This is a genomic window from Dickeya sp. NCPPB 3274 (genome assembly GCF_000406205.1).
Classification (GTDB): domain Bacteria; phylum Pseudomonadota; class Gammaproteobacteria; order Enterobacterales; family Enterobacteriaceae; genus Dickeya; species Dickeya fangzhongdai.
This window is the reverse complement of sequence record NZ_CM001979.1, coordinates 2,341,168-2,354,084: the sequence shown is the minus strand read 5'-3', so window position 1 is coordinate 2,354,084 and position 12,917 is coordinate 2,341,168. Positions and strand designations below refer to the sequence as shown.

At 55.3% G+C, this 12,917-nt stretch carries 11 protein-coding genes; 7 read left to right on the top strand and 4 right to left on the bottom strand.

Annotated features, from left to right (window positions below; all coding sequences use genetic code 11):
• Positions 1–260 precede the first annotated feature (260 nt).
• The 3 genes from sppA (at position 261) to pncA (ending at position 3,971) form a co-directional block, all read left to right on the top strand.
• Entirely contained in the window at positions 261–2,111 is a 1,851-nt protein-coding gene (gene sppA / locus DXX3274_RS10740; RefSeq protein ID WP_042859774.1) for a signal peptide peptidase SppA, read from the top strand.
• 138 nt (positions 2,112–2,249) lie between these two features.
• On the top strand, positions 2,250–3,269 hold the full coding sequence (ansA, locus tag DXX3274_RS10735; RefSeq protein ID WP_042859773.1) for an asparaginase: 1,020 nt from the start codon (positions 2,250–2,252) through the stop codon (positions 3,267–3,269).
• Between the two features lie 60 nt (positions 3,270–3,329).
• Positions 3,330–3,971: a bifunctional nicotinamidase/pyrazinamidase gene (gene pncA / locus DXX3274_RS10730; RefSeq protein ID WP_042859772.1), complete on the top strand. Its 642-nt coding sequence runs from the start codon at positions 3,330–3,332 to the stop codon at positions 3,969–3,971.
• 45 nt (positions 3,972–4,016) lie between these two features.
• Here the strand turns inward: pncA and DXX3274_RS10725 are convergent, their stop codons facing one another.
• Together DXX3274_RS10725 and msrB are read right to left on the bottom strand one after the other, a co-directional pair.
• Positions 4,017–4,346, bottom strand: coding sequence for a YeaC family protein (locus DXX3274_RS10725; RefSeq protein WP_038918984.1), 330 nt, complete (start codon positions 4,344–4,346; stop codon positions 4,017–4,019).
• 65 nt (positions 4,347–4,411) lie between these two features.
• Positions 4,412–4,828 (bottom strand): peptide-methionine (R)-S-oxide reductase MsrB, encoded by a 417-nt coding sequence (gene msrB / locus DXX3274_RS10720; protein ID WP_042862043.1) that lies wholly within the window; start codon positions 4,826–4,828, stop codon positions 4,412–4,414.
• Between the two features lie 349 nt (positions 4,829–5,177).
• On the opposite strand from msrB, the gene gapA reads away from it, so the two are divergent.
• Together gapA and DXX3274_RS10710 are read left to right on the top strand one after the other, a co-directional pair.
• A complete protein-coding gene (gene gapA / locus DXX3274_RS10715) occupies positions 5,178–6,173 on the top strand; it encodes a glyceraldehyde-3-phosphate dehydrogenase (RefSeq protein WP_013317844.1) in 996 nt (331 codons plus the stop codon).
• A gap of 213 nt (positions 6,174–6,386) precedes the next feature.
• Entirely contained in the window at positions 6,387–7,259 is an 873-nt protein-coding gene (locus tag DXX3274_RS10710) for a D-hexose-6-phosphate mutarotase (RefSeq protein WP_042859771.1), read from the top strand.
• A 49-nt stretch (positions 7,260–7,308) separates the two neighbouring features.
• Here DXX3274_RS10710 and DXX3274_RS10705 read toward each other — a convergent pair whose 3' ends face one another.
• Both DXX3274_RS10705 and DXX3274_RS10700 read right to left on the bottom strand, forming a co-directional pair.
• Complete coding sequence (locus DXX3274_RS10705; protein ID WP_042859770.1) at positions 7,309–8,160, bottom strand: aldo/keto reductase; 852 nt, start codon at positions 8,158–8,160, stop codon at positions 7,309–7,311.
• Positions 8,161–8,273: 113 nt separating this feature from the next.
• Entirely contained in the window at positions 8,274–9,023 is a 750-nt protein-coding gene (locus DXX3274_RS10700) for a MipA/OmpV family protein (protein WP_042859769.1), read from the bottom strand.
• 447 nt (positions 9,024–9,470) lie between these two features.
• On the opposite strand from DXX3274_RS10700, the gene yeaG reads away from it, so the two are divergent.
• Together yeaG and DXX3274_RS10690 are read left to right on the top strand one after the other, a co-directional pair.
• Positions 9,471–11,405, top strand: coding sequence for a protein kinase YeaG (yeaG, locus tag DXX3274_RS10695; protein ID WP_038658914.1), 1,935 nt, complete (start codon positions 9,471–9,473; stop codon positions 11,403–11,405).
• An 18-nt stretch (positions 11,406–11,423) separates the two neighbouring features.
• Positions 11,424–12,719, top strand: coding sequence for a YeaH/YhbH family protein (locus DXX3274_RS10690; RefSeq protein WP_071603941.1), 1,296 nt, complete (start codon positions 11,424–11,426; stop codon positions 12,717–12,719).
• Positions 12,720–12,917: the final 198 nt, after the last annotated feature.

Genomic DNA, 12,917 nt, shown 5'->3' with positions numbered 1-12,917 from the left:
TCTCTCCTGTCATGAAAATCTGCTGTCGGTGAATAAAATCCGGTTGCGCGCCACGGTAGCACAGGTAGAAGATTTGTTACAAGTTAGCGCCCCGCCGCCAACCCCGCGGCAAGATAAATAGCTGACTTTTATCCTGTCGCTCATTAGGATACCGCCAGTGCCCCGCGTGCGGGCGATGAGCGCTGATACATTTTTGGCAGCGTATCGCCCGGTAAACACGGGGCGCCGCTTAAACCCAGTTTTCTTTTGACGGAGTGGACATGCGCACAATGTGGCGAATTTTCAGTGGAATATTCAGATGGGGATGGCGCCTGCTGAATTTTATCCGCGAATTTATCCTCAACCTCTTTCTGGTATTTTTGATCCTGGTCGGCATCGGGGTCTATAGCCAGCTAAAAACCACGCCGGCTGAGCCGGCGCGAGGGGCGTTGATGCTGGATCTGACGGGCGTGGTGGTGGATAAACCGACCGTCAACAACAAACTGCGTCAGTTCGGACGGGAATTCTTCGGCGTGTCCGCCAGCCGTCATCAGGAAAATGCGTTGTTTGATATTGTCGACAGCATCCGTCAGGCCAAAGACGACAGCAATATTACCGGCATGGTGATGGATCTGTCCGACTTCGTCAGCGCAGATCAGCCTTCGCTGCAATACATCGGCAAGGCGCTGCGTGAATTCCGCGATGCCGGCAAACCGATTTTCGCCGTCGGCGACAACTTCAACCAGACGCAATACTATCTGGCCAGCTTTGCCAACAAAATCTACCTGACCCCGCAGGGAAATATCGACCTGCACGGCTTCGCCACCAATAACCTTTACTATAAGACGCTGCTGGACAAGCTGAAGGTCACCACGCATATCTTCCGCGTCGGCACTTATAAGTCGGCCGTCGAGCCGTTCATCCGCGACGACATGTCGCCGGCTGCCCGTGAGGCCGATAGCCGCTGGATTTCCACCCTGTGGCAGCATTATCTGGATACGGTGGCGGCCAACCGCCAGATCACGCCGCAACAGCTGTTCCCCGGCGCCGAAAACCTGCTCGCCGGCTTGCATGCGCTGAACGGCGACACCGCCCGCTATGCGCTGGAAAACAAGCTGGTGGACGAAGTCGCATCCCGTTCGGTGATTGAGCAATCATTCATCAAAGCCTTCGGGTGGGACGCCAAAAGCAAAAACTTCAACTTCACCAGCATCTATGACTATGCGCCGACCCCACCGGTAACCAACGCCAACGAAATCGCCGTGGTGTTTGCCAACGGTACCATCGTCGACGGCAAGGAAACCCCGGGATATGTCGGCGGCGATACCACGGCGGCGCAGATCCGCGACGCCCGTCTGGACCCGAAAGTCAAAGCCATCATCCTGCGGGTGAACAGCCCCGGCGGTAGCGTCACCGCCTCTGAGCTGATTCGTTCGGAACTGGCGGCGGCTCGACAGGCAGGCAAGCCGGTGGTGGTTTCCATGGGCGGCATGGCGGCTTCCGGCGGTTACTGGATTTCCACGCCGGCCAACGCCATCATCGCCAGTCCCAGTACCCTGACCGGCTCGATCGGGATTTTCGGCGTGGTCACCACCTTCGAAAATTCGCTGGACAGTATCGGCGTACACACCGACGGCGTCGCCACTTCTCCGCTGGCTGCGCTGTCCCAGACCAAGGCGTTGCCGACAGAAGCCAGCCAACTGATGCAACTCAATATTGAGCGTGGTTATCAGAACTTTATTTCACTGGTGGCGGAGTCACGCAAGAAAACGCCGCAGGAAGTGGATACCATCGCGCAGGGGCATGTTTGGGTCGGCAGCGATGCCAAAACCAACGGACTGGTGGATCAACTGGGCGACTTTGACGACGCCGTGAAGAAAGCGGCGGAACTGGCCAAGCTGGAACATTATCAATTGAGCTGGTATTCCGGTGAGCCGGACCTGCTTAATACGATGTTCAGCCAGGTCAGAAGTTCGGTCTACGCTATGTTGCCTTCCGCGTTGCAGGCGGTGATGCCGGCACCGGTGGCTCAGTTGGCGCAGACGGTTCGCGCGCAAACGTCGCTGCTGGATACGTTGAACGATCCGCAAAACCGTTACGCGCTGTGCCTGAATTGCGGCGACGTGCGTTAACGTTTCCCTGAACAGCCCGGCGCTGCCGGGCTGTTTTTACTGCCGAAACCTTTTTATTTACTACTGAACCTTTTTATAATCCTGGCCTTTGACGGCTAACCGTTTCTCTAACCAACAGTGTCCCGACCCAGACTATCCATGCAAAAGAAATCCATTTATGTCGCCTATACCGGCGGCACCATCGGTATGCAGCGCTCCGCCCACGGTTACATCCCGGTTTCCGGCCACCTGCAACAGCAACTGGCGCAAATGCCGGAATTTCATCGTCCGGAGATGCCTTCGTTCACGATTCACGAATATACGCCGCTGATCGACTCATCCGATATGACGCCGTCTGACTGGCAATCGATTGCGAATGACATCCAACAGAACTATGACCAGTACGATGGTTTCGTGATTCTGCATGGCACCGACACCATGGCATTCACCGCCTCCGCCCTGTCTTTCATGCTGGAGAATCTGTCTAAACCGGTCATTGTGACAGGGTCACAAATTCCGCTGGCGGAACTACGCTCCGATGGGCAAACCAACCTGCTCAATGCGTTGTACGTGGCGGCCAATCACCCGGTCAACGAAGTCAGCTTGTTCTTCAATAACAAACTGCTGCGCGGCAACCGTACCACCAAAGCGCACGCCGACGGTTTTGACGCCTTTGCCTCCCCGAACTTTCCGCCGCTGCTGGAAGCCGGTATTCACATCCGCCGTCTGACGCCGGCCAACCCCGACCCGATTAGCGGGCCGCTGGTCGTGCATGCCATCACGCCGCAGCCGATCGGCGTGGTGACGATTTATCCCGGCATCTCCGCCGACGTGGTGAGCAATTTCCTGCTTCAGCCGGTAAAAGCGCTGATTCTGCGCTCGTACGGCGTCGGCAACGCGCCCCAAAGTTCAGGCCTGCTTGATGAACTGCGCCGCGCGTCCGAACGCGGCATCGTGGTGGTTAACCTGACGCAATGCATTTCAGGGCGGGTCAACATGGACGGTTACGCCACCGGCAATGCGCTGGCGCAGGCCGGCGTCATCAGCGGGTTTGATATGACGGTTGAAGCGGCTCTGACGAAACTGCATTATCTGTTGAGCAGGAACGATCTTTCCCCTGACCAGATTCGCCAGCTAATGCAGCAAAACCTGCGCGGAGAACTGAGCGACAAAGATTAAATCGCCTGCAACCCACACACAGCATCCAGAACATAAAAATTTTAATAAGAAGAACACCATATGAACAGAGCACTCTTACTGGTGGATATCCAGAATGATTTCTGCGCAGGCGGGGCGCTGGTCGTCTCGGACGGCGATAGCGTGGTCGCGGTGGCGAATCAGGCTATCGCCGCCTGCCAGCAGGCCGGGGTAATAGTCATTGCCTGTCAGGACTGGCATCCGGCGGATCACCGCAGTTTTGCCGTCAATTCCGGCACCCGCATCGGCGACCAGGGCGAATTGGACGGCTTACCGCAGATCTGGTGGCCGGTGCATTGCGTACAGGGTTCGCCCGGCGCCGATTTCCATCCCCAGCTAAATCAGCAGGCGATCAACTGGGTGGTACGCAAAGGAACGCATCCCTTTATCGACAGCTACAGCGCATTTTTCGACAACGGCCGCCGCACTCGCACCGAACTTTATGACTGGTTGAAAGCCAGAGACATTACCCAACTGACCATCATGGGGCTAGCAACCGATTACTGCGTCAAATATACCGTGCTGGATGCGCTGGCGTTGGGTTATCAGACCGAGGTGCTGACGGACGGCTGTCGCGGCGTAAACCTGCACCCGAAAGATAGCCAGCAGGCGCTGGACGTGATGGCGAAACACGGCGCCACGCTGACGGACCTGCTTGCTTTTACCGCGTCGCTCAGCCGGTAATTCATGCTCGCATCACGCCAGTTGTCGATGCTGGCGCGATCGGGTTTAGTCTTGCGGTTTCAGGGTGGTGATAGGTTTCAGGGTAGCGGCAGGCGCTGAGGTCGTAGCAGACGTTGGGGTAGTAATAGCATCGCCGGCAAAACGCTGCTTGAGTTCCTGCTTGCTTTTCATTTCGATTTCACCACGGGTGTTGATCGTCATGTGGTCCGCCTCGGCGTTATTGCGCGCCTGCCACAGCATGACCATCTGCAACGCATTTTCCTTTTGTTCCGCCGTCAGGGTTACCCCGTCCGGCCATTTTCCCAGTTCCACCGCCGTAACCAGACGCTGATAGATTTCCGGGGTCATGCTGTTTATTAAATCATCCAGTTGCATGTTTTTTCTGCCTGCAGTCAGATTTTAGCTGAAACGTTTCAAGTCAAAGTATTGTATTAGCGATATTAACCATCCGTCTGTTGACCGTTTTCCGTATCGATAAAGCTAAGCGACGCGGAGTTCACGCAATAACGTTCGCCGGTGGTGTCCTGCGGACCATCGGGGAACACGTGCCCCAGATGCGCATCGCAATGACCACAGCGGATTTCGATCCGTTGCATATGGTGGGAGTTATCTTCCAGATAGCGGATGGCGTCCTCCGCCACCGGGCGATCGAAGCTCGGCCAGCCGCAACCGGAGTCATATTTGTCGTCGGAATAAAACAGCGGCTGATGACAGCACAGGCAGTGGTAAACCCCGGTACGCTTGTTGTGCAGCAGTTTGCCGGTGTAAGGACTTTCCGTCCCCCGTTGCTGCGTGACATGCCGCTGCAGATCGGTTAACTCGTCCAGATTACGTGGTGAAGCGGTTATCTTGGTCATCAGGTTCTCACTGAAACACGGTTTTTTCGCCAGCGCGATGAAGCATAATTCTAACAAAAAGTTAACACCGTCACAGCCTATTTTGGCCTACACTTAGCCCTACGCGGCAAAGGCACTTTTAATTGTGATCTCAATCACAATTACACCTATGGCAGGTGTTTTCATGCCTGTGTATTCCTCATATGATTAGGTTATGCACTTTAATTAGGCTGATAGCTGTTTATCGCGCAACTGTTGAACGGACTTTTGACTTACCGCAACGATTGACACGATTCCGCTTGACGCTCAGTAAGGTTTTTGTAATTTTACAACCAACCTTTTATTCACAAACCAATAGCTGGTGGAATATATGACTATCAAAGTAGGTATCAACGGGTTTGGCCGCATTGGCCGTATCGTTTTCCGCGCTGCCCAGGAGCGTTCTGACATCGAAATCGTTGCCATCAACGATTTGCTGGATGCGGATTACATGGCGTACATGCTGAAGTATGACTCCACCCACGGTCGTTTCAACGGCACCGTTGAAGTGAAAGACGGTCACCTGGTTGTCAACGGCAAAACCATCCGTGTTACCGCTGAGAAAGATCCGGCTAACCTGAAGTGGAATGAAATCGGTGTTGACGTTGTTGCTGAAGCAACAGGTATCTTCCTGACCGACGAAACTGCACGCAAACACATTCAGGCTGGCGCCAAGAAAGTGGTTCTGACTGGTCCGTCCAAAGACGACACCCCGATGTTCGTTATGGGTGTTAACCACGCCGCTTACGCTGGTCAGGACATCGTTTCCAACGCGTCCTGTACCACCAACTGCCTGGCGCCGCTGGCTAAAGTCATCAACGACAAATTCGGTATCGTTGAAGCACTGATGACCACCGTTCACGCGACCACCGCTACGCAGAAAACCGTTGACGGCCCGTCTCACAAAGACTGGCGCGGCGGCCGCGGCGCGTCTCAGAACATCATCCCGTCCTCTACCGGTGCAGCTAAAGCGGTAGGTAAAGTGATTCCGGCTCTGAACGGCAAACTGACTGGTATGGCGTTCCGCGTACCGACCCCGAACGTATCCGTGGTTGACCTGACTGCTCGTCTGGAAAAACCGGCTACTTACAAAGAAATTTGTGCCGCTATCAAAGCCGCTTCTGAAGGCGAGCTGAAAGGCGTTCTGGGCTACACCGAAGATGACGTGGTATCCACCGATTTCAACGGCGAAAAACTGACCTCCGTGTTCGATGCCAAAGCCGGTATCGCACTGAGCGACACCTTCGTGAAACTGGTTTCCTGGTATGACAACGAAACCGGCTACTCTAACAAGGTTCTGGATCTGATCGCCCACATCTCCAAATAATGTGGCGATGAACAGATGATGAAAGGGCGACATGAGTCGCCCTTTTTTATTGGGTATATGCCCGTCATACTTCAAGTTGCAGGTGCGTTGGCTGCCCTCGCTCACCCCAATCACTTACTTATGTAAGCTCCTGGGGACTCGCTCGATTGCCGCCTTCCTACCACTCGAATTATTTTGGGTATACAACAAGACCATCAAGGCAAGACCAATACCATGAACGATAAAATTTATTCACTCCCCATCAATAACGCGATCACCGCGCACCTTAGCCAGCGTCAACTGGACCAACTGCCGATTATCGTGGTGGATCACCCGCAGGTTCGTGCCGCCGTCGCGCTGCAGGGCGCGCATCTGATTAGCTGGCAGCCCAAAGGTGAACAACCGGTACTGTGGCTGAGCGACAATACGCCATTCGAGCACGGCGTGGCGATCCGCGGCGGCGTGCCTATCTGTTTCCCCTGGTTTGGTCCGGCCGCACAGCCCAACCACGGTTTCGGGCGCCTGCTGGCGTGGGAATTCACCTCTTACAGTGAAGATGCAAACGGCGTTACCCTCACCTTCACGCTGCGTGATTCCGAGCAAACACGCGCCGCCTGGCCGCACGCGTTTACCGTTCTGGCTCGTTTCCATTTAAGCGCGCAGGAATGCCGCATGGAACTTGAATGTCACGGCGACTACAGCATCACCAGCGCGCTGCACACCTATTTCCAGATTGGCGATATCAGCAAAATCAGCATCGGCGGCCTGGGCAACACCTTTATCGACAAGGTTAACGACGGCAAAACCGATACCCAGCAGGGCAACCTGACGTTTGCTACCCGTACCGACCGCATTTATACCCAGCCAGCGTCACTCAGCCTGATTGAAGACCCGGTGTTGCAACGCACTATTGAAGTGCATCATGCTCACCACAGCGACGTGGTGGCCTGGAACCCGGGCGCAGAACTGTCTCGCACCATCAGCGACATGACCGATGACGGCTACCAGACTTTTGTTTGCGTTGAAACCGCGCACGTGACCCAGCCGCTCGTGGCGACGACTCAGGCACCGGCGCGCCTTACTACCACCATTCGCCTGCGTAAATAATCTATTTTTGCTTCCTGCTCATGGCTGGCTTTCGCCAGCCATGCTTCGATTACACCACATCCAGCGGCTGTTTGCGGCGTGGGGCGGGATAAGCCTCATCCAGTATGGCGAGATCTGCAGGTGACAACGTCACTTGAAGCGCGGCGGCATTTTCTTTGACATGCGCCAGCGTACCGGCTTTGGGAATAGCGATAACGCCAGGCTGGCGCGTCACCCAGGCCAGCAGCACCTGTGCAGGCGTCAGTGCATGTTGCTGCGCCACGCGCACGACCGCCGGGTGAGCAAACAGGTCATGACGCAACTCCCCGGCCTGCGCTAGCGGGCAATAGGCCATGACGGGAAGCCGACGTTGCTGACACCAGGGCAGCAGGTCATACTCAATGCCCCGCGACGCCAGATGATACAGCACCTGATTGGTCTGACACTGTTCTCCACCCCGGCAGGACCACAGTTCCTCCATGTCGTCGGTATCCAGATTAGAGACACCCCAGCGCCCAATCTTGCCCGCTTGTTGCAACGACGCCATCGCGGCGATGGTATCCACCAGCGGAATGCCGCCGCGCCAGTGCAGCAAATACAGATCGATATAATCGGTTTGCAGGCGTTTCAGGCTACGTTCACAGGCGGCAATCGCCCGCTCGCCGCCCGCATTATGCGGATACACCTTGGATACCAGATAGACACGGTCGCGGCGGCCACGTATCGCCTCTCCCACGACCTCTTCCGCCCCGCCGTCAGCGTACATTTCCGCCGTATCGATCAACGTCATTCCCGCGTCGATGCCGGCCTGTAACGCGCTGACTTCACTGCTACGCCGTTGGGCGCTTTCTCCCATGAACCAGGTTCCCTGACCAATAGCGGGAACGGTGTTTCCATCCGGAAATGCTACCTGTTTCGTCATGTTATTCCTCCCTTGTAGCAGGGTAGCAAACCCCGCTCGCTCCATTAATGTGCAAATGGGGTGAACCCACCCCATTTTTGTGCAGCCGATGCACAATCACCGCGCAATTCGCTTTAGAAGGTATAACTGACGCCGCCTCCCAGCATCAGGTTATAATTTTTATCCACCATCGGGCTGTTTTTGATCTCATCCGACAGCCGGACATAGCGCCCGCTCACCCAGGTACTCCAGCTGGAATTGAGTTTATAGCCGGCGTTCAGTTCGACATACGGCGACCAGCCATCATCCGGCTGATAATTGCGTAGCCCAGAGCGGGCCGATTCGTCGCCAGTAACGCCATAGTAGTAGCGGTTCTGGTTTTCGCTCGACCAGGTAATCCCCACGCCCGGCGTCAGGCTCCAGTCGCCGTCGTTGAAGCGGTAAAGATAGGCGGAGTCCCACACCAGGCCATTGCTGTAATCCAGCGTGTCGCCGGCCAGCATGGTGCGCAAGGTGCCCCATTGCGCATCATAGCGATAGGATAACCCCGCCATCAGCGTACCGCGCCGACGTTCAAGCTGCTTCATCTGGTTATCATCGCTATCGCCCGGTTTGAAGCCGAACGGGTTGTAATACGCCGTCAGTGACAATTTGTTCTGCGCGTCATTCCACAGGTAATACCCGCCCAGCAGGCCGCGCAGGTAAAAACTCTCGCTTTCATAAGTCACCAGCGGAAAAGGATAAACGTGACCGCTATCGCCACGGTATACCGGGGTCTCTCCGACCGCGCCCAGCCCCAGAGCGAACTCGTCCGCAAACGCGGTCGGAGCCGCTACCGTTGCGGCCAACGCTGCCGTTAAGCAAGTTAATACGCAATTTTTCACGATTGTCGGTTCCCATTCAGTGTTACGTATTTGATCACTTCCAGCAGAATAGCAGCGCCGGAGTCCTACATACATCACATTAATGTGAAAGATACATAAGTTATAACGATTTCATCTGCCCGCCAGCACCCCGCATCGGGGCTGAGCTGACGGATAAAAAAGTCGGTTGCAGGCCGCCGCGCCGAAGTGAGTCATTGAAATATCTTAAAAATGCGACGCAAGAATAGAGGAAATTTTATGGATGCAAACTACGCTTTAAACAAGGATGAGGATTTCCGCTGAGTGTAGCCGGGTGCCAGTTGCCCGCCCCTTCCCGCCAACCAAAGTTGGCATAAGGGTTGCTGTATTTCAGCAGCGGTCTTCTTCCGGGAGAGCCATCCATTACAGGCTGTATACATACCATTCGCTCTCTTACTCTGTGTTAATCGACGAAGGACGGGCAACGCTATGAACATATTTGATCATTATCGCCAGCGTTACGACGCTGCCAAAGACGAAGAGTTCACTCTGCAAGAGTTCCTTACCATCTGCCAGCAGGATCGCAGTGCGTATGTGAACGCTGCTGAGCGATTGTTAATGGCTATCGGTGAACCGGTTATGGTCGACACCGCTCAGGAACCGCGTCTGTCTCGTTTATTTTCCAACCGGGTAATTGCCCGCTACCCTGCGTTCGAAGAGTTCTATGGTATGGAAGAAGCCATCGAACAAATCGTTTCCTACCTGAAACACGCCGCGCAAGGGCTCGAAGAGAAGAAGCAAATCCTCTATCTGCTGGGTCCGGTGGGCGGCGGTAAATCTTCGCTGGCTGAACGGCTGAAATCGCTGATGCAGCGCGTTCCCATCTACATTCTGAGCGCCAACGGCGAGCACAGCCCGGTCAACGACCATCCGCTCAGCCTGTTTAACCCGCAGGAGGATGCCTCGATTCTGGAGAAAGAATACGGTATCCCGCGTCGCTATCTGGGCACCATCATGTCGCCCTGGGCGGCCAAACGGCTGCAGGAATTCGGCGGCGACATCACCAAATTCCGCGTCGTCAAGGTGTGGCCGTCCATTCTGGCCCAACTGGCGATCGCCAAAACCGAACCGGGCGATGAAAACAATCAGGACATTTCAGCGCTGGTCGGGAAAGTGGACATCCGTAAGCTGGAGCATTTCGCCCAGAATGACCCGGACGCCTATGGCTACTCTGGCGCGCTGTGCCGGGCCAACCAGGGCGTGATGGAATTTGTGGAAATGTTCAAAGCGCCGATCAAGGTGCTCCACCCGTTGCTGACCGCGACTCAGGAAGGCAACTACAACGGCACCGAAGGCATCGCCGCCCTGCCGTTCAACGGCATCATTCTGGCTCACTCCAACGAATCGGAATGGGTGCAGTTCCGCAACAACAAAAATAACGAGGCGTTCCTTGACCGTGTCTACATCGTCAAAGTGCCTTACTGCCTGCGGGTTTCCGAAGAGGTCAGAATTTACGACAAGCTGTTGATAAACAGTGAGCTGAGCCGCGCCCCCTGCGCGCCCGGCACGCTGGAAACACTGGCTCGCTTTTCCATTCTGTCGCGGCTGAAAGATCCGGAAAATTCCAGTATCTACTCCAAAATGCGGGTATACGATGGCGAAAGCCTGAAGGATACCGACCCGAAGGCCAAGTCGTATCAGGAATACCGCGATTACGCCGGCGTCGACGAAGGCATGAAGGGGCTTTCCACCCGTTTCGCCTTCAAGATCCTCTCCCGTGTGTTCAACTTTGATCACAGCGAAGTGGCGGCCAACCCGGTCCACCTGTTTTACGTGCTGGAACAGCAGATTGAACGGGAACAATTCCCGCAGGATGTGGCGGAAAAATACCTGGAACACCTGAAAGGCTACCTGATTCCGAAATACGCCGAGTTTATCGGCAAGGAAATTCAGACCGCCTACCTTGAGTCTTACTCGGAATACGGTCAGAACATTTTTGATCGCTACGTGACCTATGCCGACTTCTGGATTCAGGATCAGGAATACCGCGATCCGGACACTGGCCAGCTGTTTGACCGTGAGTCTCTGAACGCCGAACTGGAGAAAATCGAAAAACCGGCGGGTATCAGCAACCCGAAAGACTTCCGCAACGAGATCGTCAACTTTGTGTTGCGCGCCCGCGCCAGCAACAGCGGCCGCAATCCGAACTGGACCAGCTATGAAAAACTGCGTACGGTCATTGAGAAGAAGATGTTCTCCAATACCGAAGAGCTGCTGCCGGTGATTTCGTTCAACACCAAAACGTCGACGGAAGAGCAGAAAAAACACGACGACTTTGTCGATCGCATGATGGAAAAAGGCTACACCCGCAAACAGGTGCGTTTGCTGTGCGAATGGTACCTGCGTGTGAGGAAGTCATCCTGATGCCGTACATCGACAGGCATGTCGTTTGGGGGAAACATGGCCTATTTCATTGATCGGCGTTTGAACGGCAAAAATAAAAGCGCGGTTAACCGCCAGCGCTTTTTGCGCCGCTACAAGTCGCAAATAAAACAGTCGATTGCCGGGGCCATCAACAAGCGTTCGGTTACCGACGTGGAAAACGGAGAGTCTATTTCGATCTCCAATTCGGATATCAGTGAACCGATGTTCCATCAGGGCCGTGGTGGGATTCGTCACCGGGTGCACCCCGGTAACGACCACTTCGTGCAGAACGACAAGATCGAACGGCCTCAAGGCGGTGGCGGAGGCGGCGGATCGGGTCAGGGCGACGCCGGTCAGGATGGCGAAGGTCAGGATGACTTCGTGTTCCAGATATCCAAAGACGAGTATCTTGACCTGCTGTTCGAGGATCTGGCGCTGCCCAACCTGAAAAAAACCGAACACCGGCAGCTCAATGAGTACAAAACCCACCGTGCGGGGTACACCGCCAACGGCGTCCCCGCCAATATCAGCGTGGTGCGCTCGCTGCAGAACTCGCTAGCGCGCCGTATGGCGATGACCGCAGGTAAACGACGCGAGCTTCACCAGCGGGAAGAAGATCTGGCGTTGCTGGAAAACACCGAGCCGGTCCAGTTGCTGGAGGAGGAGCGACTGCGGCAGGAAATCGCCGAACTGCGCCAGCGCATCGCCAGCGTACCGTTTATCGATACCTTCGACCTGCGTTACAAGAACTACGAACGCCGGCCGGAACCGTCAAGTCAGGCGGTGATGTTCTGTTTGATGGACGTTTCCGGTTCTATGGATCAGGCCACCAAGGACATCGCCAAACGTTTTTACATCCTGTTGTATCTGTTCCTGAGCCGCACCTATAAAAACGTGGAAGTGGTGTATATCCGCCACCATACGCAGGCCAAGGAAGTGGACGAGCAGGAGTTTTTCTACTCTCAGGAAACCGGCGGCACCATCGTCTCCAGCGCCCTGAAACTGATGGAGGATGTGGTCAAAGAACGCTACGACCCTGCGCAATGGAACATTTACGCCGCGCAGGCTTCCGATGGCGACAACTGGGCCGACGATTCGCCGCTGTGCCGTGAATTACTCGCCACCCGCCTACTGCCGGTGGTGCGTTACTACAGCTACATCGAAATTACCCGTCGTTCACACCAGACGCTGTGGCGGGAATATGAGATGTTGCAGGACAGCTTTGATAATTTCGCCATGCAGCATATTCGCGATCAGGACGATATCTATCCGGTCTTCCGGGAAATCTTCCACAAACAAACCGTCAACAACTAACCAACCTGTCCCAGCCAGCCGTTTACGCGCTGGCTGTTTTCCCTTCCATATGTCATGTATTGCCTGTTGTTGAGAGCGGCCATAAACCCGTCGTTGAACAATCCAGGCCCGAATACCGGCACGAACGCACGCAACGCGAAGATCACCCGGTTTATCCACCCATCGCCTCTGCCTGAACCGTACCTCATGCCCCTCAAC

Coding starts and splice junctions, on each gene's coding strand:
- sppA (WP_042859774.1), top strand. CDS start 261: ATGCGCACAATGTGGCGAATTTTCAGTGGAATATTCAGATGGGGATGG.
- ansA (WP_042859773.1), top strand. CDS start 2,250: ATGCAAAAGAAATCCATTTATGTCGCCTATACCGGCGGCACCATCGGT.
- pncA (WP_042859772.1), top strand. CDS start 3,330: ATGAACAGAGCACTCTTACTGGTGGATATCCAGAATGATTTCTGCGCA.
- DXX3274_RS10725 (WP_038918984.1), bottom strand. CDS start 4,346: ATGCAACTGGATGATTTAATAAACAGCATGACCCCGGAAATCTATCAG.
- msrB (WP_042862043.1), bottom strand. CDS start 4,828: ATGACCAAGATAACCGCTTCACCACGTAATCTGGACGAGTTAACCGAT.
- gapA (WP_013317844.1), top strand. CDS start 5,178: ATGACTATCAAAGTAGGTATCAACGGGTTTGGCCGCATTGGCCGTATC.
- DXX3274_RS10710 (WP_042859771.1), top strand. CDS start 6,387: ATGAACGATAAAATTTATTCACTCCCCATCAATAACGCGATCACCGCG.
- DXX3274_RS10705 (WP_042859770.1), bottom strand. CDS start 8,160: ATGACGAAACAGGTAGCATTTCCGGATGGAAACACCGTTCCCGCTATT.
- yeaG (WP_038658914.1), top strand. CDS start 9,471: ATGAACATATTTGATCATTATCGCCAGCGTTACGACGCTGCCAAAGAC.
- DXX3274_RS10690 (WP_071603941.1), top strand. CDS start 11,424: ATGTCGTTTGGGGGAAACATGGCCTATTTCATTGATCGGCGTTTGAAC.